The following is a 24887-nucleotide window of genomic DNA, read 5'->3' as shown; positions in this document are numbered from 1 at the left end:
CCGCGCGCGCCGCAACCGCGACCTGGGCAAGAGCGTGGCCCTGCACGCCCTGCTCATTCCGCTCGCGCTGCTGTTCCTCGCGCCGCTGTACCTGATGGTCGTGTTCAGCACGCACCCGGACTCGGCCATCTTCAGCCCGGCGCCGCCCCTGGGCTTCGGCGGGGCCTTCGCCGAGAACTTCCGGCAGCTCCAGGCCGACACCAACTTCGTGCGCACGCTCGCCAACAGCACGGTCATCTCGGTGCTCTACACCCTCCTGAGCATGCTCCTGACGAGCATGGCCGGCTTCGCCTTCGCCAAGTACGCCTTCCGGGGCCGCAATCTGCTGTTCGGGATCATCCTCGCCACGCTGACCATCCCCAGCTTCGTGACCATCATCCCGCAGTTCATCCTCGTGGCGCGCGACCTGCACCTGAGCAACACCTACTGGGCAGTCATTTTGCCCACCCTGGCGAACACCATCGGCATCTTCTACATGCGCCAGGCTTTCCAGACGGTGCCCGACGACCTGCTGCACGCCGCGCGCATCGACGGTGCGGGCGAGTGGCGCACCTTCTGGCAGATCGCCCTGCCGGTGGTGCGCCCGGCGCTGGCGGCGCTCGCCATCCTGCTGTTCCTGGCGAGCTGGAACGACTACCTCTGGCCCCTGATCGTGCTGAACCAGAAAGACAGCTACACCATGCCGGTGGCGCTGGGTACGCTGGTCGGCCTCACCCGCGTCTCCTGGGGCGCGCTGATGGTCGGTACCACCATCGCCACCCTGCCCTTCCTGGCCCTGTTCCTCGCGCTGCAACGTCACTTCGTGGCGGGTATCGCGGGCGGCGCGGTCAAGGACTGAGACGCCGCCGGGGGCAGGGGAGGGCCGCGCTTGCCCCTCCCTGCTCCCCGGCCCACCACACCGCCCTTCCTGCCGCGCCCCCTGCCCTGAGCGGGGGCCGGTCCCCGAGGTCTGTCATGTTCGACATCAAATCCTTTGGCGGCGTCATCTACGGCGCCGACTACAACCCCGAGCAGTGGCCGCGCGACGTGTGGCGCGAGGACGCGCGACTCATGAACGAGGCGGGCGTGAACCTCGTCTCGCTGGGCATCTTCTCCTGGGCGCTGCTCGAACCCCGGCCCGGCGAGTACGACTTCGGCTGGCTCGACGAGGTCATGGACCTGCTGCACGAACACGGCGTCGGCGTGAACCTGGCGACCGCCACCGCCTCGCCGCCGCCCTGGCTGTCGCTGAAGTACCCGGACTCCAAGCCCGTGACCGCCGACGGCGTGCGCCTGGAGGTGGGCGGGCGGCAGCTCTACTGCCCCAGCCACGCCGCCTTCCGCGAGCACGTGCGCGCGCTGACGCGCCAGATCGCCCGGCGCTACGCCGCCCACCCCGCCCTGCGGATGTGGCACGTGAACAACGAGTACGGCTGCCACATCGACCAGTGCTACTGCGGGCTGTGCGCCGAAAACTTCCGTGCGTGGCTGCGCGGCAAATACGGCACCCTGGACGCCCTGAACGCCGCCTGGGGCACCGCCTTCTGGAGCCAGCGCTACGGCGACTGGGCGGAGATCCAGCCGCCGCGCCGCGCGCCCACCTACCCCAACCCCACCCAGCAGCTCGACTGGCGGCGCTTTTCCAGCGACAACATCCTGGAGCTCTACCGCCTGGAGGTAGAGGTGCTGCGCGAGGTCACGCCGGAAATTCCGGTCACGACCAACTTCCTGGGCTTTCTGCCCGGCCTGGACTACCACAAGTGGGCGCGCGAGGAGGACGTGGTGTCGCTCGACGCCTACCCCGACCCCAGCGACGCGGCCCCGCACCTCGACGCGGGCATGAGCTACGACCTGATGCGCTCGTTGCGCGGCGGCCAGCGCTGGATCCTGATGGAGCAGGCCCCCAGCGCCGTGAACTGGCGCCAGCACAACGCGCCCAAGCGGCCGGGGCTGATGCGGGTCCTGAACCATCAGGCGCTCGCACACGGGGCCAGCGGCCTGATGTATTTCCAGTGGCGGGCGTCACGCGCCGGGGCCGAGAAGTACCACAGCGGCATGGTGCAGCACGTCGGCCCCGAGCGCTCGCGGGTATGGCGTGAGGTCAGGGCGCTGGGCCAGGAACTCAAGTCGCTCTCGGCCCTGACCGGGGCCAGCGTGCGTTCGCGCGTGGCCGTCATGTTCGACTGGGACAACTGGTGGGCGCTGGAACTCGACAGCAAGCCCTCGGCCCTCAAGCTCATGCCCCTGGTGCGCAAGTGGTACGCGGCGCTGCGCGGCCTGGGCCAGAACGTGGACTTCGTGCATCCGGAGGCCGACCTGGGCGCCTACGACGTGGTGGCGCTGCCCAACGGCTACCTGCTGACGGCGGGGGCGGCGGGCAACCTGCGCGCCTTCGTGCAGGGGGGCGGGACCCTGCTCACGGGCTTTTTCAGCGGCATCGTGGACGAGCACGAGCACGTGCAACTCGGCGGCTACCCGGGCCTGCTGCGCGACGTGCTGGGCCTGTGGGTCGAGGAATGGGCGCCCCTGCAACCCGGCGAGACGACGGCGGTCCGGCTGGAGGGGGGTGAGGAGGTCCAGGCCACGCAGTGGGCCGAAGTCATCCACCCGGACGGGGCCCAGGTACTCGCCACCTTCACGGAGGACTACTACGCGGGCGGCGCGGCCGTCACCCGGCACGCCTTCGGGGCGGGGCAGGCCTACTACCTGGGCAGCGACCTGCCGCAATACACGCTGGCCGGGCTGCTGGAAGGGGCGCTGCGAGGCGCGGGCGTGCCGCTGTGCCACGTGCCCGAACAGCTCGACCTGTCGGTGTCTACCCTGGACGGCGCGCAGGTGCTGCACCTGTTGAACGTCCACCCGACCCGCCCCCTCACCCTGAGGCTGCCTGAGGGCGGCGCTCGCCTGGGCGGAGACGACGTGTCGTCCCAGACGGTGGTTCTGGCACCCTACGCGGCCGAGCTGATCCGCTTCCGGGGCGAGGTGGACCTCGTGGCCGTGCAGGTGCTGGACCAGGAGCCGGTGGCAGACAAGCGTCAGGCGGGTCTGCCGGTTCCCGGCTGAATCCGGTCTGAACGGCGGGCGGGGCGTCTCGGGGCCAAGCTTCCGGGACGCCCCCTCCAGTCTCTCGGCAGATCAGCGCCAGCCCAGCGCCTCAAAGCCGAACAGCAGCCCCAGCCCTCCCAGCAGCGTCCACAGCACGTTGCGGGTCTTCCAGGCGATGAGGGCGGCGGCGACCCCAGCCACGAGGCGCGGCCCCAGGGGGCGGAAGTCGCCGCCGTGCACCAGGAGTTCGGGGACCACCAGCGCCGATAGGACCGCCGCCGGCACCAGCCCCAGCGAATTCAGCAGGCCCGGCGGCAGCGTGCGCCCGCGCAGCAGCACCAGCGACGAGGCCCGCAGCAGCAGGCTGACGGCCCCCACCCCGACGATCACCAGCCAGACCTTCATGCCTGCGCCCCGGTGCGGCGGCGCTCGGCCTGTTGCGCCCACAGGCCCGCCGCAACCCCGCAGGCCGCTCCCAGGATCAGGTTCAGGCGAAAGGGGAGGCCGTGGGCTGCCACCGCCGCCGCCCCCGACACCGCCGCCGCGAGCAGTTGCGGGCGCGTGCGCAGGACCGGCACGAGCAGCGCGATGAAGCTCAGGGGCACCGCGAAGTCCAGCGGCCACTCGGGCGGAATGCGCGCGCCCAGCAGTGCCCCGACGGCCGTGCCGGTCTGCCAGGTGAGCCACATGGGCACGGCCGCGCCCGCGTAGTAGGGCACGGGGTCCGTCTCCGTGTCGGGGCGGCCCATCGTCAGGGCGTAGGCCTGGTCGGTCATCAGATACGCCAGCGGCCAGCGCACACGGTTGGGCACGCCCCCGAACAGCGGCAGTAGCGAGGCCGAGTACATCGCGAAACGCAGGTTCACCACGAGGCTGCTCAGCACGATGAGGGCCAGCGGGCTGCCCGCTCCGTAGAGCTGCGCGGCGATGAGCTGCGCCGATCCCGCGTAGCCGATCACGGAGAACATCACCGACTCCAGCGGCGTGAAGCCCACCTGCACCGCCGCGATGCCCGCAACCATGCTGAAGGGCAGCACCCCCGGAACGAGCGGCAAGAAGGCCCGAAACCCCCGCCAGAAGGCAGGCGGGGCGAGGCGGGCCAGGCCGGCGAGCCTCCTCAGTCCAACCCCCCGCCCCGCAGCGCCAGCGGGTGCCGGTTCATGTCCTTGTAGAGCAGATACTTGCTCCAGTGGCGCCCCAGCGCGCCGTACCACTGCGGGCAGTGCGCGCCCATCCAGATCACGTCGCCGGCCGTGACCGGGTAGTAGCGGTCCTGCAACTTGTACAGGCCCTCGCCCTCCAGCATCAGGAGGCCATGTTCCATGTAGTGGATTTCGGCATAGGGGAGGCTGGCCCCCGGCGCGAAGCTCATGGTGCTGACCATGAAGTCGAAGGCGGGTTCGTCGGGCAGCAGTTTGCGGGCGAGCAGGTGGTCGTCGCCCTCGAAGGGCGTGCCCGCGACTGCGCGCTCATTACCCCACACGGTTCCGGGCGTGGCCTGACCGGGGGCCGCCTCGTAGGGCTTCTCGAACACCGACACGCGCGCCGCCGAGAGGGCCGTCAGGGTGTGGGCCGTGCCGGCGGGCAGGAACACGTAGTCGGACTCGCGCAGCGTGCGCGTCTCGCCGTCCACGCTGGCCTCGACCTCGCCCGACAGGACGAAGGCGAAGCGCTGGAAGCCCTGCGCAGAGGCCGTGGCCCGCGCGCCCTGGGGCATCTCGGCCGTGAACTGCACGAAGCGGGCGCGTAGGCCGATGACCGGCGCGATATGCACGACGACGGCGCTGCCCGGCCACTCGCTCAGGGCCGTGCGGACGAAGGTTTCGGGGGTGAGGACCGCGTGCGACGCTTCGAGCGCGCTGCGGGTGACGCCGAGGTGTTTCATACGCTTCTCCTGTCCTCGGGCCGCCGCCAGCGTCCGCGCGGCTCGCCCACGAATTGCCCCTGTGCGTAGATTGCCGCGCCGCGCAGGTAGGTCGCTTCCACGCGGCCCCGGAAGGTCTCGCCCCGGTAGGGGTTCTGCCGCCAGCGGTCGTGCAGCTCCTCCAGCACGAAGGCCTCGTCCAGCGCCACGAGCGCGAAATCGGCGTCCATCCCGACCTCCAGCGCGCCCTTGCCTGCCAGACCGAAGCGCCGCGCCGGGTTCAGGGCGCTCAGGGCCGCGACCTCGGCCAGCCCCAGGCCGCGCCGCGCGTGCCCGTCCGTGAGCAGCACGTTCAAGGTGGACTGCGCCCCGCTGACGCCGCCCCACAGCTCGAAAAAGTCGTCGCTGGTCTTCATGGAGGGCGGCGCGGGCGAATGGTCGCTGCCCACGATCTGCACGTCGCCGGCCAGCACCCTGGCCCACAGCTCGCCCTGCACGGCGGCCGGGCGCAGCGGCGGCGCGCACTTGAGGGCCGCCCCGACCCGCTCCACGTCGGTGTCGGTGAAGTGCAGGTAGTGCGGGCAGGTCTCGGCCGTCACGTCCACGCCCTGCGCGCGCGCCTCGGCCGCCAGCGCGACCGCCTCGCCGCTGCTGAGGTGCACGAGGTGCAGGGCCGCGCCCGTTTCCCCGGCCAGGGCCAGGGCCAGGGCGACCGCCTCCAGCTCGGCCTCGACGGGGCGGGTCTGGAGATAGTCGCGCACGCCGCGCGCCCCGCCCGCGCGGGCCTGGGCGCTCAGGCGGCGGGTCTGGGCATGGCTCTCGGCGTGGACGGCCACGACCAGCCCGTGCCGCCGCGCCGCCTCCAGCCCCGCGCGCAGCGTGGCCTCGTCGGCGGCCGGAAACTCGTCGAGGCCGCTGTCGCTCATGAAGGCCTTGAAGCCGGCCGTGCCCGCCTGTGCCAGTTCGTCCAGGCGGTCCAGGTTGACCGGCGTCAGGCCGCCCCACAGCGCGAAGTCCAGCAGCGATTTCTGTTCGCCCAGGGCTCGTTTGGCCTCCAGCTCGGCCGCGCCCAGCACGGGAGGTGAGGAATTGAGCGGCATGTCCACGAAGGTCGTCGCCCCGCCCGCCGCGAGTGCCCGCGTGCCGGTCGTGAAGCCCTCCCAGTCGGCGCGCCCCGGCTCGTTGAGGTGCACGTGCGCGTCTACTACGCCCGGAAACAGGTGCCGCCCGGCCGCGCCCAGTTCCTGGCGGGCGGGGGTCGTCAGTTCCTCGGCGATTTCGGCGATCACGCCGCCCGCGATGCCCAGGTCGGCGCGGCGTACGCCCCCCGGCGTGACCAGCGTGCCCCCGCGCACGATGAGGTCGAGGGTCATGCCCGCGCCTCCCCGGCCAGGGTTTCGAGCAGGCGTACGACGACCGCCAGGGCCGCGTCCACGTCCTCCGGGTCGACCATCTCGTCGGGATGGTGGCTCAGGGCGTTGGGCGAGCGCACGAACAGCATCGCGGCGGGCATCCGCGCGGCGAGAATCTGGGCGTCGTGGCCCGCGCCGCTCACCAGTTCGGGGGCCGCGAGGCCCAGCCCGGCGGCGGCCTCGTGCAGCCCGGCGCGCAGCCCTGCGTCCATCGGGGTCGCGCTTTCCTCCATGCGCGGCGTGACGGCCAGGGTCACGCCGCGCGCCGCCGCTTCGCGCCCGGCCGTGTCCAGCAGGGCGGCGAGGGCCTCGGCGCGCACCGCGTCGAACTCGTGGCGGATGTCGAGTGAGAGGCTCACCTCGCCGGGAATCACGTTGCCCGCGCCGGGCCGCGCCTCGATCATGCCGACGGTGGCGACGAGGCCGGGGGTGGCGCGCGCGAGGTCCTCGGCGGCGACCATGAAGCGCGCGGCGGCGGCCAGCGGGTCGCGGCGCAGCGTCATGGGGGTGGTGCCCGCGTGGGCGGCCTGCCCGGCAAAGTCAAGCGTCAGGCGGCTCTGGCCCACGATGCTGCTCACCACGCCGACCGCCGCGCCCGCGTCCTGAAGCACCGGCCCCTGCTCGATATGCACTTCCAGGTACCCCAGGGCGTTCGCCTCGGCCAGCGCGCCGGGCAGCTCGGTCTCGTCGAGGCCGAAGGCGCGGATGGTCTCGCGCACGCTCTGGCCGTCCTTGTCGAGGCGGTCCAGCAGCTCGTCGGCGGTGCCCACGAGTGCCCGGCTGCCGATGAAGGACACGCCGTAGCGCACGCCCTCCTCCTCGGAAAAGGCCAGCACCTCGAGGCTGAAGGGCAGCGGCCGGCCGCCCGCCTGGAGGGCCTCGGCCGCCGCGTAGCCCAGCACCACGCCCAGGATGCCGTCGTAGGCCCCGGCATTGGGGACCGTGTCGAGGTGCGAGCCGAGGTAGAGGGTAGGCGCGCCGCGCGGTCCTTCGAGCCGCGAGCGCAGGTTGCCCACGGCGTCGAGGCGGGTGGTCATGCCCAGGCGGTCGGCCCAGGCGCACAGCCGGGTATGCACCTGCGCGGCGCTGGGGCACAGGTAGGTGCGGGTGGTCTGGCCCGGCACCTCGGTCAGGGTCGCCAGCTCGGCGCACAGGTCCAGCGCCGCTCGGCTCAGGCGGGAGAGGTCGGCAGAGAGGGTCACGGCGCGTATTCTCCCAGACCCAGCCGCTGGGCCTCGCGCGGAAAGTAGGCAGGCGCGGCGTCGGCGAGCACCAGATGGTCGAGCAGCCGCGCGGCGGGGTGGTCGTCGGGGAGCAGGGCGCGGCGCTCGGTCAGGTACCACGCCGGTGTCAGGCGCTTGCCACCTTCCAGCGCGGCCCCCACCCGGCACCACTGCCAGAGCTGCGCGCGGGCGAGTTCGGCGGTGGCGGTGTCCTCCAGCCGCCCGGCGCGTACGATCACGCCCCGGCCCGCGAACCACGCCGCGAACACGTCGAGGGCGAGGCCCAGCGTGTCGCGCATGGTCACCAGGGGCAGCGGCCCCGCGTCCGGCAGGGTGGTGAGCCGCGCGAGGCTCTGCTCCGGGGTCTCGCGCGGCAACGCGGCGGGCCGGGCATCCGCGAAGCCCTCCCGCACCGCGCCCAGCAGCCCGGGCAAGCCGGCCCACGCGGCCGTGAAGCCCTGCGCCGCCTCGCGCGCCTTGTCGACCCGCACGGCGTCCAGGGCGGGGCGGGGGTTCTGGGGGTCCGGCGCGACCGCCGCCGTGCCGCCCACGGCCTCGGCCTCCCGGCGGCGGCATACGCGCACCAGGGCCTCGGCGTAGGCCTGCATGGCGTCCACGTCCATGCCCAGGGCGGCGCGGGGGGGCAGCGGGACCGTGCGCGACCGCCCCAGGTGCTTCGTCAGGCTGAACACGTAGTCCCAGCGCCCCGCGTTCAGGCCATACGCCCGGCCCCGCAGCGCATGTAGCAGGACGTCGGCCTGGCGCACCCCGGTGAAGGTCTCGATCTGGAGGCACACCCGCACGGCGTTGCGCTCCAGCCCCAGCTGCGCCTCGGCCAGCGCCAGAGCGTCGTCCCAGAAGCGCGCCTCGGCCAGCGTCTCCAGCTTGGGGATGTAGAGGTGGGGGGGGCGCGCCGGGGCCGCCGTCAGCACGGCCGCGAGGTCGCACAGGGCGGCGATGCCCGGCCCGCCGAAGTCCAGGGCCAGTTCCAGCGCGTACAGCGCGCGGGGCCGCACGAGCCGCGCACCCTCGCCTGCGAGCGCCCAGGGCAGCGCGTCATAGGCGGCCTGGACGTTGGCACGTGNTCGGCGCGAAGGTGTCGTCGAAGTCCAGCGCCACCGCGTCGGCCCCCGAGGCGAGGGCCGCGCGCAGGGCCGCGAGGTCCGAGGCCTCCACGATCAGTTCGGCGCGGCGGCCCTGCAGGTCGTCAGGCACCCGGGCCGCCCGGTAGTCGGCGGGGGCGGGGCCGGGTGCGGCGTCGCCGGGCAGGGCGGCCCAGCGGGTACGCAGCGCGGTGTGCAGGGCCCCGGCCAGCGCGTGCGCGGCAGGGGAGAGGACCAGGGGTGGGGGGAGGGTCAGGTCGGTCAAGGGCAGGCTCCTGGCAGGCAAGCGGGCCGCCCGGCCCGGGGGTTGGGGGCCGGGCCGGGCGGGGAGGGTCCAGTGATCGAGGCTCAGGGGCCGGGGATCAGGTAGAACAGCGTGGCCGACACCTTCGGCCGAGGGCCAGGCGTCCGGGCGGCAGCTGCACGAACCCCACGGGCAGGGCCAGCTGCGCGCCGCCCGCTGCGCGGGGTCTTGACGACCCGGTAGACGTACACGAGGTCGGGGCCGGGGCCGCCTACCACGGGCGGGCCAGCCGGGGCCGCCTGGGCAGCGTGCGTCTTCCCGACCAGCGCGAGGTATTCGCCGTCCACCTCCAGCGCCCGCCATGTGTAGCCCGTGCCGGGGGCGTCGGGCAGCACGAAGCGCAGCACGTCTCCGGCCTGCACGGTCAGGGTGGTCCCCATCCCCGGCTGCACCTGCACGGTGCGGGGCACGGACATGCCGGCCGCGCCCGCCCCGGCCCCGGAGGTCGCCAGGGCGGCGGTCGTCAGGCCGAGCGTGCACAGCAGCAGGCGCAGAAGTTTCATGAAACCCATGCTGACAGCTGCCCGGGGGGAGCGCAACGCGGCGCAGGTCAGCCCTCCCCACTCCAGCCCAGCCGGGCCGAGACCCGCGCCGCGCTCGCCTGGACCTGGGCGGCCACGCGGGGAAGGTCGGCAGGAATCAGGCGTGCCGAGGGCGCCGAGACACTGAGCGCCGCGACCACCGTCCCGGCCGCGCCGCGCACCGGTGCCGCGAGGCAGCGCACGCCGAGTTCGCGTTCCTCGTCGTCCACGGCGTAGCCCTGCGCGGCCACGCGGGCCAGCTCGGTGCCCAGGGCCTCCAGGGTGGTGAGCGTGCGCGGCGTGTAGGCGCTCAGCTCGGCGCGGGCGAGTCGGGCGCGGGCCTCCTGGGGGGGCAGCGCCGCGAGCAGCACCTTGCCCACCCCCGAGCAGTGCAGCGGCGCGGCGGCCCCCAGCTGTGCGAACAGGCGCACCAACCCCCGCCCTTCGGCCTGGTGGATATAGACGGCCTCCTCGTGGCCTGCCGGACCGCGCAGGGCCGCGAGATTCACCGTCTCGCCCAGGGCTGTGACCAGCGCGTCCATCTCGGCCTGGGCCGCGCCGATCAGGGTCGTGCGCGCCGCGAAGGCCGCCCCGACCTGATAGGCCCGCAGGCCCACGGTATACAGGCCGCTGCGCTCGTCCCACTCGGCGAAGCCCTGCCGCCGCAGCGTGTCCAGCAGCCGCGACGCCGTGCTCGGCGAGAGGCCCGCGCGCCGCGCCACCTCGCTCAGGGTCGCCTCGCGCAGGTCGGCCAGGGCGGTGAGCACCCCCAGGCCGCGCTCCAGCGTGCGCACGCTGCCGGCTTCGGTGCTGCGGGCGCGGCCGGCGCGGGCGTGGCCCCGGGCCTCCCCACCTTCAGGGCGCTCAGGCAAGGCGCGCGTAGCCCGGCAACGTCAGGAAGTCGGCCAGCGGCGTGCGGGTCGCCACGTCGCGGAACAGGGCGGCGGCGTCGGTGAAGTTCTCGCCCAGCTTCGCCACCTCGTCGTCGTACAGCTCGCCGAACAGCTCGGGCGTCAGCGTGCGGCCGTCTTCCAGCTCGGCCCCGTGGTGCAGCCACTGCCACAGCTGGGCGCGTGAAATTTCGGCGGTGGCGGCGTCCTCCATCAGGTTGTGGATGGGCACCGCGCCGCTGCCGCGCAGCCACGCCGCGAGGTACTGGATGCCCACATTGATGTTCGTGCGCACGCCCGCCTCGGTGACCGTGCCCTGCGGCGGGGTCAGCAGGTCGGCGGCCGTCGCCGTGAACTCGCGCTGCTTGTCCGAGCCGATCTGGTTGTCGTCCGGCATCAGGCGATCGAAGACCTCGGTCGCCAGCGCCACCATGCCGGGGTGCGCGACCCAGGTGCCGTCGTGGCCGTTCTCGGCCTCGCGCTCCTTGTCGGCCCGCACCTGCGCGAAGGCGCGCTCGTTGGCGGCCTCGTCGTTCTTCACCGGGATAAAGGCGCTCATGCCCCCGATGGCCGGCGCGCCCCGGCGGTGGCAGGTCCGGATCGCCAGTTTGGAATAGGCGGTCATCATCGGCGTGCTCATGGTGACCTTGGCGCGGTCGGGCAGGGTGCGCGAGGCGTCGCCGCGCAGTTTCTTGATGTACGAGAAGATGTAGTCCCAGCGCCCGCAGTTCAGGCCCGCCGAGTGCTCGCGCAGCTCGTACAGGATCTCGTCCATCTCGAAGGCGGCCAGGATCGTCTCGATCAGGACGGTGCCCTTGATGCTGCCGTGCGCCACGCCGCGCGCCTGCTCGGCATAGGTGAACACGTCGTTCCACAGCCGCGCCTCCAAGTGCGACTCCATCTTGGGCAGGTAGAAGTACGGCCCCGAGCCGCGCGACAGCAGTTCGTGGGCATTGTGGAAGAAGTACAGCCCGAAGTCGAAGAAGGCCCCGGCGACCTCCTCGCCGTCCACCGTGACGTGCTTTTCGGGCAGGTGCCAGCCGCGCGGGCGCACGAGCAGGGTCGCCGTCTGCTCGTTCAGGCGGTAGCTCTTGCCGCCCTGCTCCAGCGTGATCGTGCGGCGCACGGCGTCGCGCAGGTTGATCTGGCCGTCCACCACGTTGTCCCAGGTGGGGCTGCTCGCGTCCTCGAAGTCGGCCATGAACATCCGCGCCCCGCTGTTCAGCGCGTTGATGATCATCTTGCGGTCCACCGGCCCGGTGATCTCGACCCGGCGGTCGCGCAGGTCCTGCGGCAGCGGGCTGATGGCCCAGTCGCCCTCCCGCACCTCCCGCGTCTCGGGCAGGAAGTCGGGCAGCTCGCCCGCGTCCAGCCGGGCCTGCCGCGCCTCGCGGGCGGCGAGCAGCTCACGGCGGCGCGAGTCGAAGCGGCGGTGCAGCTCGGCCACGAAGGCCAGGGCCTCGGGGGTCAGGATCTCGGCCTGGGCGGCGCTGACGGGCGCGCTGATCTGCATTCCGGCGGGCAGGGCAGAATCGGTCATGGGTCACTGTACCAGCCCCGTTCCATCTTTTGGCGTTCAATTTCATCTGATGGAAAATAGGTAGTAGAAAAATGCCCCGCCGACTTCTCTTGGCGAGGCGCTCTGCAGCGGCCGAAGCTCAGCCCTGGGCGGCCTTCAGCTCGGCGCGCGCCGCTTCCTGAAGCTGACGCCACGCCACCTTGCCGGTCGCGCCGCGCGGCAGGCTGTCCACGAACACGTAGTCGCGCGGCACCTTGTAGGTCGCCATCTGCTCGCGCGCCCAGCGCTCGATGTCCTCGCCGGTCGCCTGCTGGCCGGGCCGCAGCACGATCAGCGCCCGGGCGTGTTCGCCGCTGCGTTCGTCGGGTACGCTGATCACGCAGGCCTCCTGCACGGCGGGGTGGGCGTGCAGCTTGTTCTCGACCTCGGCGGGCCAGACCTTCATGCCCGAGACATTCACCATGCGCTTGAGGCGGTCGGCGAAGAAGAAGTAGCCCTCCTCGTCCATATAGCCCAGGTCGCCGCTGCGCAGGAACCGCTTGCCGTCCATCTCGGTGAAGGCCTCGGCGGTCGCCTCGGGGCGGTTCCAGTAGCCCTGCATGACCTGCGGCCCGTGAATGACGATCTCGCCCACCTCGCCGGTCGGCAGTTCCTCGCCCGTGTCGAGGTCCACGATGCGCGAGTCCACGTTGAACAGCGGAATGCCCAGGCACTGCAACTTCTGCCGGCCCCTGGGGTTGCTGTGCGACTGGGCCATCGTTTCCGAGAGGCCGTAGCCTTCCAGGAACAGGATGCCGGTCTGGTCATAGAGTTTCTGGCCCACGGCCGCCGGCAGGCTGGCCCCGCCGCCGGTCACGTTGCGCAGCGACTTCAGGTCGGCCGGGTCGAAGGACGGCGAGGCCATCAGGTCTATGACCATCGTGGGCGTGTTCGTCCACAGCGTGACGCCCTGCTCGCGGATCAGGGTGCGCGCCGCGTCGCGGTCCCAGCGGGCCATCAGGACCACGCGCCCGCCCGAGGTCAGCATGGTCAGCAGGCCGTTGATGAAGCCGGTGACGTGGAAGAGGGGCAGCGCGGCCAGCGAGGTGTCCTCGACGGTGCCCTCGACCCACACGCCCGCGCCGAACACGTTGGCCTGCACGCTGCCGTGCGTGTGCATGCAGCCCTTGGGCAGCCCGGTCGTGCCGCTCGTGTAGGGCATCACGCACAGGTCGTCGGAGGTGACGGCGGCCTCGGGGGCGGGGGCGGCCTTCAGGGCGTCTTCGAGCGTCACGTCGCCGGGCTGCACCTCCGGCGACACGTCCAGACCGGCGGGCAGCGGCACCCCGGCCCGGCCCTCGTCGGTGCCGAGCATGACGTTCGCCACGACGGCGTGCTCCAGCCCCGCCGCCTTGGCCTTCTCGTACAGCTCGCCGCCCACGATTCCGGCCCGGATGCCCGCGTCCTGAAGGAAGAAGGCGAACTCGCGCGGCTGGAGCATGGGGGCCAGCGGCACCACCACCGCCCCGAGCTGCCACGCGGCGTAGGCCCCGACCACCCAGGCCGGGCTGTTCTGGAGCCACAGGGCCACGCGGTCGCCCTTGCCCACGCCCTGCGCGGCGAGGTGTCCGGCGAGACGGGCGGCCTGTCCGTGCAGCTCGGCGTAGCTCAGCTCGCGGCCGTAGAACCACAGCGCCGCCTTGTCGGGGTAGCGCTCGGCACTCACGCGCAGGCTGTGCATCAGGCCGGTGCGCGGCAGGGTCAGGCTGCGCGGCTTGTGGGGGGGCCAGTAGCGGCCGGGCTGGGCGTGGGTCTGGGTGGCCGTCGGGCCGGCGGTGGGGGCAGGGTCCTGGGTCATGCGTCTACCTCGGGAAAACAGACGGGGCAGGAGCGGAGACCAGACAGGACGCCGCCGCTGCCCGCAGGGGGCCAGGGTCGCCGGAGCCGGACGCGGCGGGCACAGAAGCGCCCGGCTGCGGAATCGAAACTTGAGTGGACCGAGTGTAGCGCCTCGCGCGGCGTTTGCGGGCATGGTGGCCAGGGCAGGGGGCCGCAGGGGCCAGGTGCTTGCGGGTCAGGAGCAAACGAATTACGGCTGGGGATCTCCCGGGGGCATGGCAGAGGTGGTCCCTGGTCCCTCCGTCCGGTGGCGCCGGCGAAGCGGCAGGCGGCGGAGCCGGAGCCGGACGGGCAAGGGCAGCTCACTCACCAGAACGCCCAGCACGATGAGCAGTCCCCCGAACAAGGCCGCCAGCGGCAAGCGCTCTCCCGCGACGCGGCCGATGAGGCCCGCCCAGACAGGCTCGCCCGTGTAGATGACCGTGGCGCGTGTCGGTGAGACGGTCTTCTGTGCCCAGTTCATCCCGAACTGGATCAGCGCGCTCGCGGCGCCCAGCACCAGCACGGTCACGGCCAGGGCCCACGAGAACGCGGGCACCTGTTCCCTGGCGGGCCACATCGCCAGGAAGGACAGCCCGGAGGCCACCAGAAGCTGGACGACCGTCACGCGCCGCGCGTCCACACGGTGAGAAGAGGCGCTGATCAGGAGAATTTCGAGGGCGATGGCCACGGCACTCGCGAGGGTCCAGTATTCCCCTGCCCCGAAAGCGAAGGCGGTTCCTTCCGGATTCGCGACCAGGAGCAGGCCGCCGAACGCCAGGGCGACGCCGACACAGGCCATCAGCGAAGGGGGCCGGCGCAGGAACAGCCACTGCAACAGGGGGACGAGCGGGACATACAGGGCCGTGATGAACGCCGAGGTGCTGCTCGGGATGGTCTGGAGCCCGGTCGTCTGCATGGCATACCCCGCCCCGATCGCCGCGCCGATGAGCGCACCTGCGCCCAGCTCCGTTCGGGTGGGCCGTCCGAGGGTGCGGAAGGTCAGCAGCGTCAGCAGGACTGCGGCGATCAGGAAGCGGAGCCCGACGAAAAAGAGGGGTCCGGTGTAGGCCAGGGCGTGGTGGACCGCGAGGAAGGTGCCGCCCCAGATCATCGTGATGAGGACCAGCAGCAGTTCTTGTCGACTGAAGCGCATACGGCTCCTTGAGGCATGGCGCGGGGTTCCCCCGTGCGCTGCGAGGGGAAAAGGCAGCGGCGCCTTCAGTGGGTGACGTTCCGGATGAATCCGGTCGGGGCGGGGCCGGTATTGCGGTACGTGTAGGGCTGATCGGACGGATAGGTGAGGGAATCGCCGGCCTCCAGGCGAACCTGCCGGTCCGTGAACTCGACCGTGAGTTCGCCATGGAGGACGTAGAGAAGCTCCGTCATGCCCTGCGGATCGGGCGCGGCGACATAGTGGTCCCCGGGACCGAGGTGCCAATGCCAGAGTTCGGTCCCCTGCCGGGCGGGAGCCGTATTGACGAGGACGGCCTGGCTACCCAAGTGGGATGAGGTCCAGAGGGTGACGCCGCGCTGAACCTGCCCTGTACCGGCGGACAGACGCGGAGAGACGAGTTCGGCGAAGGTGAGGCTCAGCGCCTGGGCGAGGTGGTCGAGCGTGGAGAGGCTGACGTTGTTCCGTGCGGCTTCGAGGGCGGCAATCATGCGGCGACTGACCCCGGAAGCCTGCGCAAGGTCATCCTGCGTCCACGCCCGCTGGGCGCGGTGATACCGGAGATTGTCGGCCAGGGTACGCAGGGCGTGATCGAGGTCGTCCGCCATGATGTGCAATATATTGCACTATAGGAATGAGCGCAAGATTGCGCTCCCCTCATTGAGGGCCATGGGGATGGAGATGCGTTCCCGGACCGGTGACGCCGGGGCCTTCGTCTCCCACCAGGGGGATCAGGAGGAATTCGCGGCTGCCGCCGTCCTCCACGGACGAGAGCGCCCGTTTCTGGCCGTGGCTGCGGGGCTTTCGGTTCGTGCCGCTCCCCGCCGCTCAGGCCAGAGGTCGGCGGCTTGCCCTGGCCTTCACGCCGCTGAGTTCTGGTCCTGCATCCCTCCGGGCGCGGGTCAGTCCGGTTGGCCTGCCGCGACCTGCCCCGGTGTCGGGCTGGGGGTCCCCTGAGCCGACACGGCCTAGCCCGCGCCCGGTGGTCCCGGGGGCAGGTCCCAGCAGGCGCGGTCGCGGCCCGCCGCCTTGGCCGCGTAGAGCCGGTGGTCGGCGAGCAGCAGCACCTCGCGCACGCCGGGGGCCTCGGTGAGCATCGCGCCCCCTGCGCTGCAACTCAGGCCGTCGAGTCCCTTGATCTGGATACGGCGGATGTCCGCCAGGACCCGGGCGACCGCGTCCTGCGCCTGCGCGCGCCTGAGTCCGAAGAGGATCGCCAGGAATTCCTCGCCGCCCCAGCGGCACAGCAGCGTGCCCTCGGGTAGCTGGCGCGTGAGCAGCGCGGCCACGTAGGTCAGCACGTCGTCGCCGCGCAGGTGGCCGAAATTGTCGTTGATGCGCTTGAAGTGGTCGAGATCGAAGATGATCACCGACACGTCGGTCGGCACCGGCCGCAGCGCCATGAGCCGCTCGAGTTCCTCCACCGGTACGCGGCGGTTGTGCAGGCCGGTCAGGGGATCGCGGTAGGCGAGGTTCTGGAGCAGGGCCACCCGCTCGCGTTCCTGGATGAGCTGCCGGCCCGAGCGGCTCATGGCCGCGATGAGCAGCAGCACCAGCGCGCCCTGCAGGGTGGCGGCCGTCTCGCCGGGGCGCGCGAATCCCGCGAGCATCACCGGCAGCGCGCCGACCAGGGTCCAGGCCGTCGCCACCGGGAACGAGAACCATGCGTAGGCCAGCACCCCCAGCCCCAGACTGCCGATGAGCTGGGTGCTCAGGGGCGTGGGGTCCACGCTCAGGTGCAGCGCGAGCCCGGTCAGCACCCACAGGTTGCCCAGGCCCAGGACCACGTGGCTGAACACCGTCTGCGTGATCTTCGGCTGCCACAGCAGCCCCGCCAGCACCAGCGTGATGCCCAGGCCCAGGGCCGGCAGCAGGGCCGTGACGCTCAGGGTCGGCAGCGACAGCAGCAGGATCACGCCCTGGATGACCGCTACGCACAGCGACAGCAGCAGGTACTGTCGTCGCCGTGCGTTCGGGGGCGCGGTGCGTGAAGGCTCGGCCATGCCTCACCCTACCTTCGCGTGCCTGACAGATCTCTGGACGGGTCCGGCCCGGCCGCCAGGAGGTGTCAGGTCAGCGCCGCCGCGTCCCAGTCGCGCAGCCAGACGCTCAGGTCGTCGACGGACATGGGCCGCGCGATCAGGTAGCCCTGGCCGAAGTCGCAGCCCAGGTCGCGCAGGACCCCGAGCTGCGCGGGCGTCTCGATGCCCTCGGCGACCACGCGCAGGTTCAGGGTGTGCGCAATCTCGACGATGGAGCGCACGATGCCGGTGTGCTGCGCTGAGGTCGCCACGAAGGACCGGTCGATCTTGATGGTGCGCAGCGGCAGCCGCTGCAGGTAGGCCAGCGAGGAATACCCGGTGCCGAAGTCGTCGGCCGCCACCGAGGCCCCCAGACGGATCAGTTCGCGCAGGGCGAGGTTGGCCGTCTGGTGGTTTTCCATGAACATGCTCTCGGTGATCTCGACGACCAGGGCGTTCAGGGGCAGGCCGGTCGCGCGCAGCACCGCCTGGATCCGTCCCACGAAATCCGGGGTCGAGAAATGCTGCGCCGAGAAATTCACCGCGATCTGATGGATCTGCCCCGTGCGGATCAGGGGGAGCAGCTGACGCGCCGCCTCACGCAGCACCCACAGGTCGATGGCCGTGATGTACCCCTGCGTCTCGGCCACCGGAATGAATTCGGCCGGCCCGATCAGGCCGTGGCGGGGGTGGCGCCAGCGCACCAGGGCTTCGGCCCCCTGCACCTTCCGGCGGCGCAGGTCCACCACCGGCTGGAAGACCACCGACAGCTCACCGCGCTCGGCCGCGCCGGGCAGGTCGTCCTGAATGTCCTGCAGCAGGCGGTGGCGCTCACGCATCCAGGGCTCGAAGACCCGGACATGGCGGCTGCTGCGCTTTTCGGTGTACATCGCCATGTCGGCCTCGTCGAGCAGGTCCTGGAGGCGGGCGTGGCGGGTCCAGGCGAAGGTCACGCCGATGCTCATGCCGATCTGCACCTCGCGCCCGTCGAGCGTGAAGGGCCGCCGCAGTTCGGTCAGGAGTTCCTCGGCGATATGGACGGCCGCTTCGGGATCGTTGAGGTCGCCGAGCAGCACCACGAACTCGTCGCCGCCCAGCCGGCAGATCCGTGCGGCCGGAAGGCTCTGCACGAGGCGCTGGGCCAGGGCGTGCAGCAGCGAGTCCCCGCCGAGGTGTCCGAAACGGTCGTTGATGCGCTTGAAGTGGTCGAGGTCGATGAGCAGCAGTCCGAACAGGGGCTGGTCGTCCGGGCAGGGCGCGCGCCCCAGCAGTTCCAGGGTCCACTCGGCGAGCTGGGTACGGTTGGGCAGGCCGGTGAGGGTATCGTGCATGGCGGCGTAGTGCAGGCGGTCGTTGATGGCCTGCAACTCGGCCGTGCGTTCGCGCACCCGCGCCTCCAGCTCGGCCGAGTGCTGCGTGAGCTGGCGCTCGAGCTGGCGCCGGGCAGTCACGTCCACGGTGAAGGTGACGGTGCCGCTGAGCTGCTCGCCCTGCCAGTAGGGCAGTTTGCTGATCATCAGGCTGCGGTGGTTCGCCTCGGCCCCGAGGTCGATCTCGCTCACCGCCGCCTCGCCGGTCGCCAGAACGCTCTGGTCGAGCTGCGCGGCGAACTGGGCGAGTTCCTGCTGGAAGAGGTCGGCGTTCGTCTTGCCGATCAGCACGCCGTCGCGCGGCGAGGCGAAATCGCGCACCGCCGAGTTCGAGAGGATGAAGCGGCCCTGGCGGTCCTTGATCGAGATACCGACGAGGGTCTGTTCCATCAGGGCGCGCAGCAGCCCCCGCTGCTCGAGAAGCTGGGTGCGCTCGTCGTGCCGCTGGGTCACGTCGCGCAGCAGCCCGCGCAGTTTCGGGGGGGGCCGCCGGCCAGCGTGCGGTAGGCCGTGAGCTGAACCCACAAGACCTTGCCCGAGGCCAGGGTCAGCGGGCCCTCGAAGTCCAGGAAGCCGCCCCGCAGGAACAGCCGGATCATGGACCGGACGGCCAGGGACCGGTAGCGGCCGGGCAGGCAGGCGAGCAGGTCCTCCGTCTGGATGCCGCCCACATCGTCGCCGTCGTGCAGGTTCATGATCCGGCTGCGCGCCCCGATTTCCCAGTGCAGGACGGCGCTGCGGCTCAGGAGCGCCTCGATGTCCTCCAGGGCCAGGAGGTGGGGGTTGGGGCTCGCTTCAGGGTCGGATGAACGCATCGCTGGGCCTCGTTCTGGGGAAAGAGGTGGAAAGAAGACCGGACGCGCCGGAGGCGGGAAAACTGCCTAATGCCTATCACAAGGGGCGCGCGCTGCGCCGGGCATTCTTCGTACCGGCCCCTGACGTGGCCTTCATCTTTTGCAGGTCCAGGCCCGGGTTGCATTAAGATTCACCCTTTCGACGAAGAGGCATTGTCAGAGCGGGGAGAGGCCGCAGGGGCTATGGTAGGCAGCAATAAATGACTCGACGTTTACCTAGAAGATTTCATCTCTCTCATCGCCCGGCGGTCCGGTGATTCGCCGGGCGAGCACCCAGCTGCAGCTGACCGACCCGCTCCGCCTGCTGCTGTGGATGCCGGCGGTGTCGGCGGCGGTGGGCCTGCTGCTGCTGCGCCTCCTTCACCTGAGCGCCCCGGTCTATGCGGCGATCCTGCTGGTGATCCTGTGCTTCGGGCTCCTGGCGCTTTTCGGCCCGGCGCGGCTGCGCGGGCTGCTGCTGGTGGCCGCGCCGCAGGTCTACATCACGCTGCTGCTGTTCTCCTGGACGACGGCGCTGTACGTGCTGCCGGACCATCCGGCGTCCGGGATGGTGCTGCTGGCGGCCAGCCTGCACCTGCCCAGCATCTACGTGTTCCTGTTTCTGCAGTGGCCCTCCAGGCTGGCCCTGAGACTCGCCTCGCTGAGCCTGGCGCTGTTCATCGGGCTCACGTTGCCGCACGCCTGGGCCACGCGCGCGTCGTCGTCCGGGCCGTACGAGGGCGTCGGCCTCCCCCTGACCCTGCTGTTCGCGCACGGCACGCTGCTCGCGGTGCTCCACTCGTTCAGTCGGGCGCGCGACGAGCTGGCCCACGAGCAGGAACGCAGCCGCCTGATGCGCGAACTGGCCCACCGCGACCACTTGACCGGCCTGCACAACCGCCGCGCGCTCGAGGACGATCTGGCGGGGGCGGCGGCCGGCTTCCTGCTGGCGGTCATCGACATCGACGGCCTCAAGCAGGTCAACGACACCCACGGGCACGCGGCGGGCGATCAGCTGCTGCAGCTGTTCGGCGAGGGCTTCAGGCAGGGTGGGGGCCGGGCCTACCGCATCAGCGGCGACGAATTCGCGCTGCTGATGCCGGACACCAGCGAAGCCCAGATGCAGGCCCGGCTCACTGCCGTCCTGACGGGGGTCCGCCGGGTCTTTCCGCTCGCGGCGGCCAGCATGGGCCTGGCGCGGCGGGAGGTCGGCGAGTCGCCGGACAGCTGGCTCTCGCGCGCCGATCAGGCCATGTACGCCCGCAAGCGGCTGGCCCGCGCCTGAGGGCAAGGAGTTCAGCCCGGGTCCCGGCCGCCCAGGACAGTGGTGTCCAGTTCGGGGAAGGCGGCGCGCAGTTCGCGGGCGAGCTGATGCAGGCCCCAGACCTCGCTGCGGCGGTGGCCCAGCGCCACCACCCCCAGCCCCAGCCCGCGCGCCGTGTCGACCGCGCCGGGGCGCAGCTGCCCGGTCACGTAGACCCCCACGCCCCGGCCGTGGACCTCGCGCAGCAGCTCGGGCCGCATGGCGTTCATGACGGCCACGCGGGCGGGTGCGCCGGGGTCCGCCGGGGGAACCAGGGCCTCGTGGCCGCCAAACTCATGGTCCAGCTGGGCCAGCAGCTCGGGCCAGGGCAGGCCGGGGTCGGCCACCATGCCGGTCGCCGCGCTCCGGTCCCCAGGGCCCTTCCAGTGCAGGGGGCGCGGCGCGGCCCAACCCAGGCGCGCGGCCAGGGCCGGGTTCTCGCCGGTCGTCAGGGCGCGGTCGAAGCCGTCGTGCGAGGTCAGGACCGGCCACGCCGGCCAGCGTTCCCCCAGCCGGAAGGCCCGGTGAACGAACAGCGCGCCCGCCTCGCCGGGGGGCGGCGTGGGGGGCAGGTCGCCCGGCTCCAGGGCCAGCACCAGCCGCCGCACCGGCGCGCCGGGGGTGCCTGGCCGCCATACGGTCCGGTCTTCTTGCAGTCGCCGCCCGAGCCAGGCGGCCAAGTCCGTCAGGGTCGGCATGCAGGCACTGTAGGGCAGCGCCGGGGCGCGGGCTGTGGGCGCGGCTGCGGTCTGCCCGGACCCGGGTCTCAGCTGCCCCGGTAGGTGCTGTAGGACCAGGGCGTGACCACCAGCGGCACGTGGTAGTGCCCTGCCGGGTCGGCCACCGTGAAGCGCAGCGTCACCACGTCCAGAAAAGGCGGATCGGCGGCGGCCCCGAAGTCCCTGAAATACGGCGCGACATGGAAGCTCAGTTCGTAGGTGCCCGCGCGCAGCTCGCCCCGCGCGATCAGGGGGGTGTCGGTGCGGCCGTCGGCGTTCGTGACGGCCTCGGCCAGCGCCCGCCGCCCTTCCCCCTCGAGACCGAACAGTTCGACGCGCACCCCCTGGGCCGGGCGGCCCCGCGCGGTGTCGAGCACATGGGTGCTCAGGCCGCCCGCCCCCGTCGCCGCGCCGCTCACGCGCGCTCGACCCAGCCTTCCATCAGGCCGTAGGGTTCGGGGTCCACATGGAAGATCTCGCCGTTATTCTCCAGCCCGAAGCGTGCCAGGTTGTACGGCAGGTGGTGCTTGTTGGGCAACTGAAACCACACCCGCGAAATTTCGGGGCAGCGGTCCAGCACGGCCTCGCCCAGACGGTACAGCGTGTTCTGGAGGCTGGGCGAGTAGTGGTCGGTGAAGGTCTCCTGAATCTGCCGGTAGGCGCGCGCCCACACGTCGTCGTAGTCGCACCCGGCCACGGCGTACTCCCAGCGCGCGGTCACGAAGGTCGCCATGACGCGGTCGGTCGTTTCGGGCAGGGTGGTGTAGGGCTCGTCGAGCAGATAGCCGGCCCAGCCGCTCCGGGTCGTCTTGAGGACATACAGTTCCTCGATCCCCGACGTGACCCTGAAGGTCTGGCCGTCGCCCTCGACCCGCGCGGTGTGCTTGGGCATCTGGCGCACGAAGGAATGGTCGTGGCCCTGCCCGTCCACCTCGATGCGCGACCACAGGTGCTCGGTGAACTCGGCGAAGGCGCCCTGCACGCGCGGCCCGGCCGCCACGAAGTGCCGCACGAGTTCCTTGCCGAACTCCTCGACGCTGCCCGCGAACCCCGTCTTGGCGAGCGCATAGACGGTGTTGCGCACCGTGTCGGTGGCGAGCAGGCCGGTGTTGTCGCCGTCCACGTGCGCGGCCCCGAAATCGCCGGTCATGGCGACCCGCACCCGCACGTCGCGGACCTCGTGGCGCGGCGTGTCCCGGAACACCTTGAACAGCTGCACGTCGGCCTTGCCGTAATTGTTCTCGCCGAGCCGGACCTTCACGCGGGGGGCTTCGCTCATGTCGCGGGATGTTATCAGGTCCAGCACCCGCAGCCGCGCGATGCGCCCGATCTCGCGCAGCGCGGCCTCCCGTTCTTGCTCGGGCGTGTGCTCCAGGCGGCGGCGCGCGCCCGCGAAGATGCTGGCTTTGTCGTTCTCGCGCACGCATACCACGTAGGGCAGCCCGAACTTCTCGTGGTAGGCCGCGTTCAGGCGCCCGAACTCGGCGTATTCCTCTGGGCTCAGGCGGTCGAGCCCCGCCGAGGCCTGCTCGCCCGCGCTCTCGGCGGTCAGCTCGCCCGCCAGCGCCGCCTTGCCCGCGAGGTCCGGGTGCGCGCGGATCAGCGCGAGCTGTTCCTCGGGTGTACCCGAGCACGCGGCATCCATGAAGGCGCGCGCGGCGGCCTCGGCGTCGGCGAAGGGCCGCTGCCGGGCCGCCACGCGCGCGTAGTGCGGCGAATGTTCCAGCACCCCGGCGAAGTGCCGCGCGAAGGCGTCCTCGCTCAGGGCGTTGAGGTCGGCCAGGGGTCGGGGGGTGGGGGATGGGTGGGGGGACATGGGGGCTCCTGAAAGAGGGCAGGGGAGGGTCCGGTATCGGGCCAGGGAAAAAGTGGGGGGAAGGAACGCTGATGTTCCTTCCCCCAAACTATCCTGCCCTCAGTCCAGGCTCAGCCGCACCGTCTGGCCGCTGCGGGCACTCTCGTAGGCGGCGAGCACCAGCCGCACGCTCTCGCGCCCGTCCTCGCCCGTGCAGGTGACCGGGGTGCCCTCGACGATCGAGCGCACGAAGGCGACCACGCCCCGGCGGTGGCCGCTGTCGTTGCCGTTGAACTCGTACCACGACTCGTCGAGGTCGGCCCAGCCGGTGTCGCCGCCCTCGCGGTTGGCGAAGCGCAGTCTGGCCTTGCCCAGGCGGTTGCTGCATTCCAGCGCGCCCAGGGTGCCGTACACCGCGAAGCTCTCCTCCCAGCCGGTGGCGGTCCAGGCGTTCTCCACGCTGCCCAGGGCGCCGCTCTCGAAGCGCAGGGTCACGACGCTCGTGTCCTCGACCTCAATGTCGTACTTCAGGGTGTCCATCAGGCCGAAGACAGTCTGCACGTCGCCGCCGAAGTTGCGCGCGAGGTCCATCATGTGGCAGCCGTTGTCGAGCAGCGTGCCGCCCCCCGACGCCGCGAGGCTCCCGAAGGCCCCGCGCACCTGCGCCGCGCCGCCCCAGTCGTGGGCCTGCCGCAGCCGCATGTACGTGATGCGCCCGATGCGGCCCTCGTCGATGAGCCGCTTGGCCGTGGCGACCAGGGGGCTGGAGCGCAGGTGGTGCCCGGTCTGGAGGACCACGCCCGCCTCGTGCGCCGCGTCGATCATGGCGTCGCAGGCGGCGAGGTCCAGCGACAGGGGCTTTTCGCACAGCACGTGGACGCCGCGCGCGATGGCCGCGAGCGCGGCGGGCGCGTGGTAGGCGTTGGGCGTGCAGATGCTGATGGCCTGCACGTCCTCGCGCTCCAGCAGTTCCTCGAAGCTGGCGTAGCCGCGCGCCTGCCACTCGGCCTCACGCAGTTCGCGGATGGTGGCGCTGGGGTCGGCGAAGGCCACCACCTTGGCGCCGGCCAGCCCGTAGCCCTCGAAGTGGCGCTGCGAGATGCCCCCGGCCCCCACGATGGCCACGTTCAGGCCCGTGCCGGGCGCGCTCAACGGAAGCCTTCCTGCGAGCGCTCGGCGGCCTGCTTGTCCTCGGGCAGGGTTTCGAGCGGCTGGCGGTTGCCGAAGGCGCGCGGGGCGCTGGCGGTCGGGGCGGCCCAGCGCGCGCCGTTGGCGATGACCTGCCGCACGCCGCTGTGGAAGTAGGTGGGGTAGGTCTCGTGGCCGGGGCGGAAGTAGAAGATCTTGCCGCTGCCACGCGTGAAGGTGCAGCCCGAGCGGAACACCTCGCCGCCCGAGAACCAGCTCACGAAGATCAGTTCGTCGGGGGCCGGGATGTCGAAGTGCTCGCCATACATCTCCTCGGCCTCCAGCTCGATGTATTCGCCCACGCCCTGCGCGATGGGGTGCGCGGGGTTCACGACCCACAGGCGCTCCTTGTCGTTGGCCTCGCGCCACTTCAGGTCGCAGGAGGTGCCCATCAGGCGCTTGAAGACCTTGCTGAAGTGCCCCGAGTGCAGCACGACGAGGCCCATGCCGTCCCACACGCGCTGCACGACCTTCTCGACGACCGCGTCCGACACGTCGCCGTGCGCCTTGTGGCCCCACCACACGAGCACGTCGGTCTGGGCCAGCACCTCGTCGGTCAGGCCGTGTTCGGGCTCGTCGAGGGTGGCGGTGCGCACCTCTTGGACGCCTTGGGCGCGCAGGCCCTCGGCGATCGCCATGTGGATGCCGTCGGGGTAGATGGCGCGGACGGTGGGGTTCTCGTGTTCGTGGCGAAATTCGTTCCAGACGGTGACGCGGGGCGAGGGGGCAGACTGGGTCATGACAGGGACCATCCTTTGCACGGGAGC

The 24887-nt window shown here is 71.7% G+C and carries 23 protein-coding genes; 3 read left to right on the top strand and 20 right to left on the bottom strand.

Annotation, left to right across the window (positions count from 1 at the left end; all coding sequences use genetic code 11):
• Positions 1-94: 94 nt before the first annotated feature.
• Together DGO_RS16220 and DGO_RS16215 are read left to right on the top strand one after the other, a co-directional pair.
• Complete coding sequence (locus DGO_RS16220; RefSeq protein WP_014695640.1) at positions 95-838, top strand: carbohydrate ABC transporter permease; 744 nt, start codon at positions 95-97, stop codon at positions 836-838.
• A gap of 116 nt (positions 839-954) precedes the next feature.
• Positions 955-3042 (top strand): beta-galactosidase, encoded by a 2088-nt coding sequence (locus DGO_RS16215; RefSeq protein ID WP_014695639.1) that lies wholly within the window; start codon positions 955-957, stop codon positions 3040-3042.
• Positions 3043-3114: 72 nt separating this feature from the next.
• Here the strand turns inward: DGO_RS16215 and DGO_RS16210 are convergent, their stop codons facing one another.
• The 15 genes from DGO_RS16210 to DGO_RS16135 all read right to left on the bottom strand — a co-directional run bounded on the left by DGO_RS16210 (position 3115) and on the right by DGO_RS16135 (position 19097).
• A complete protein-coding gene (locus tag DGO_RS16210; protein ID WP_014695638.1) occupies positions 3115-3429 on the bottom strand; it encodes an AzlD domain-containing protein in 315 nt (104 codons plus the stop codon).
• Entirely contained in the window at positions 3426-4079 is a 654-nt protein-coding gene (locus tag DGO_RS16205; RefSeq protein ID WP_226991518.1) for an AzlC family ABC transporter permease, read from the bottom strand. The genes DGO_RS16210 and DGO_RS16205 overlap by 4 nt, the downstream gene beginning before the upstream one ends.
• Before the next feature lie 62 nt (positions 4080-4141).
• Positions 4142-4909 carry a (S)-ureidoglycine aminohydrolase gene (allE, locus tag DGO_RS16200; RefSeq protein ID WP_014695636.1) on the bottom strand — a complete coding sequence of 256 codons (768 nt, stop codon included), beginning with the start codon at positions 4907-4909 and terminating at the stop codon, positions 4142-4144.
• Positions 4906-6261, bottom strand: coding sequence for an allantoinase (locus DGO_RS16195; RefSeq protein ID WP_014695635.1), 1356 nt, complete (start codon positions 6259-6261; stop codon positions 4906-4908). The genes allE and DGO_RS16195 overlap by 4 nt, the downstream gene beginning before the upstream one ends.
• Positions 6258-7502, bottom strand: a complete 1245-nt coding sequence (locus DGO_RS16190) for an allantoate amidohydrolase (RefSeq protein WP_043804176.1) — start codon at positions 7500-7502, stop codon at positions 6258-6260. The genes DGO_RS16195 and DGO_RS16190 overlap by 4 nt, the downstream gene beginning before the upstream one ends.
• Positions 7499-8539, bottom strand: coding sequence for an aldolase/citrate lyase/malate synthase family protein (locus tag DGO_RS24410; protein ID WP_226991517.1), 1041 nt, complete (start codon positions 8537-8539; stop codon positions 7499-7501). The genes DGO_RS16190 and DGO_RS24410 overlap by 4 nt, the downstream gene beginning before the upstream one ends.
• Positions 8540-8974: 435 nt before the next feature.
• Entirely contained in the window at positions 8975-9433 is a 459-nt protein-coding gene (locus DGO_RS24400) for a protease inhibitor I42 family protein (RefSeq protein ID WP_226991516.1), read from the bottom strand.
• Positions 9434-9480: 47 nt separating this feature from the next.
• The gene (locus tag DGO_RS16175) at positions 9481-10323 is read right to left on the bottom strand and encodes an IclR family transcriptional regulator (RefSeq protein ID WP_050920942.1); all 843 of its coding nucleotides are present in this window, start codon (positions 10321-10323) and stop codon (positions 9481-9483) included.
• Entirely contained in the window at positions 10316-11881 is a 1566-nt protein-coding gene (gene aceB, locus DGO_RS16170; protein ID WP_014695629.1) for a malate synthase A, read from the bottom strand. Before aceB ends, DGO_RS16175 begins: the two co-directional genes overlap by 8 nt.
• Positions 11882-11999: 118 nt before the next feature.
• The gene (locus tag DGO_RS16165) at positions 12000-13697 is read right to left on the bottom strand and encodes a long-chain-fatty-acid--CoA ligase (protein ID WP_014695628.1); all 1698 of its coding nucleotides are present in this window, start codon (positions 13695-13697) and stop codon (positions 12000-12002) included.
• 231 nt (positions 13698-13928) lie between these two features.
• Positions 13929-14873, bottom strand: coding sequence for a DMT family transporter (locus tag DGO_RS16160; protein WP_014695627.1), 945 nt, complete (start codon positions 14871-14873; stop codon positions 13929-13931).
• A 65-nt stretch (positions 14874-14938) separates the two neighbouring features.
• On the bottom strand, positions 14939-15499 hold the full coding sequence (locus DGO_RS16155) for a helix-turn-helix domain-containing protein (protein WP_014695626.1): 561 nt from the start codon (positions 15497-15499) through the stop codon (positions 14939-14941).
• Positions 15500-15859: 360 nt separating this feature from the next.
• Positions 15860-16894 carry a GGDEF domain-containing protein gene (locus DGO_RS21295; RefSeq protein WP_014695625.1) on the bottom strand — a complete coding sequence of 345 codons (1035 nt, stop codon included), beginning with the start codon at positions 16892-16894 and terminating at the stop codon, positions 15860-15862.
• A 65-nt stretch (positions 16895-16959) separates the two neighbouring features.
• Positions 16960-18735 (bottom strand): putative bifunctional diguanylate cyclase/phosphodiesterase, encoded by a 1776-nt coding sequence (locus tag DGO_RS16140; RefSeq protein ID WP_050920941.1) that lies wholly within the window; start codon positions 18733-18735, stop codon positions 16960-16962.
• The gene (locus tag DGO_RS16135; RefSeq protein ID WP_014695623.1) at positions 18732-19097 is read right to left on the bottom strand and encodes a hypothetical protein; all 366 of its coding nucleotides are present in this window, start codon (positions 19095-19097) and stop codon (positions 18732-18734) included. The genes DGO_RS16140 and DGO_RS16135 overlap by 4 nt, the downstream gene beginning before the upstream one ends.
• Positions 19098-19389: 292 nt before the next feature.
• Here DGO_RS16135 and DGO_RS21290 point away from each other — a divergent pair, with 292 nt between their 5' ends.
• Entirely contained in the window at positions 19390-20400 is a 1011-nt protein-coding gene (locus DGO_RS21290) for a GGDEF domain-containing protein (protein WP_050920940.1), read from the top strand.
• An 11-nt stretch (positions 20401-20411) separates the two neighbouring features.
• Here the strand turns inward: DGO_RS21290 and DGO_RS16125 are convergent, their stop codons facing one another.
• From DGO_RS16125 to DGO_RS16105, 5 genes are all read right to left on the bottom strand, one after another.
• Complete coding sequence (locus DGO_RS16125; RefSeq protein ID WP_043804173.1) at positions 20412-21116, bottom strand: Nif3-like dinuclear metal center hexameric protein; 705 nt, start codon at positions 21114-21116, stop codon at positions 20412-20414.
• A 68-nt stretch (positions 21117-21184) separates the two neighbouring features.
• A complete protein-coding gene (gene uraH, locus DGO_RS16120) occupies positions 21185-21556 on the bottom strand; it encodes a hydroxyisourate hydrolase (RefSeq protein ID WP_043804170.1) in 372 nt (123 codons plus the stop codon).
• Positions 21553-22953 carry a factor-independent urate hydroxylase gene (pucL, locus tag DGO_RS16115; RefSeq protein WP_014695620.1) on the bottom strand — a complete coding sequence of 467 codons (1401 nt, stop codon included), beginning with the start codon at positions 22951-22953 and terminating at the stop codon, positions 21553-21555. Before pucL ends, uraH begins: the two co-directional genes overlap by 4 nt.
• A gap of 99 nt (positions 22954-23052) precedes the next feature.
• On the bottom strand, positions 23053-24084 hold the full coding sequence (locus DGO_RS16110; RefSeq protein ID WP_043804168.1) for a Gfo/Idh/MocA family protein: 1032 nt from the start codon (positions 24082-24084) through the stop codon (positions 23053-23055).
• Positions 24081-24860 (bottom strand): ThuA domain-containing protein, encoded by a 780-nt coding sequence (locus DGO_RS16105; RefSeq protein WP_043804166.1) that lies wholly within the window; start codon positions 24858-24860, stop codon positions 24081-24083. The genes DGO_RS16110 and DGO_RS16105 overlap by 4 nt, the downstream gene beginning before the upstream one ends.
• Positions 24861-24887 lie beyond the last annotated feature (27 nt).

This window comes from Deinococcus gobiensis I-0 (assembly GCF_000252445.1).
In the GTDB taxonomy this organism is placed as follows: domain Bacteria; phylum Deinococcota; class Deinococci; order Deinococcales; family Deinococcaceae; genus Deinococcus; species Deinococcus gobiensis.
This window is presented reverse-complemented; position numbering and strand designations above follow the sequence as displayed.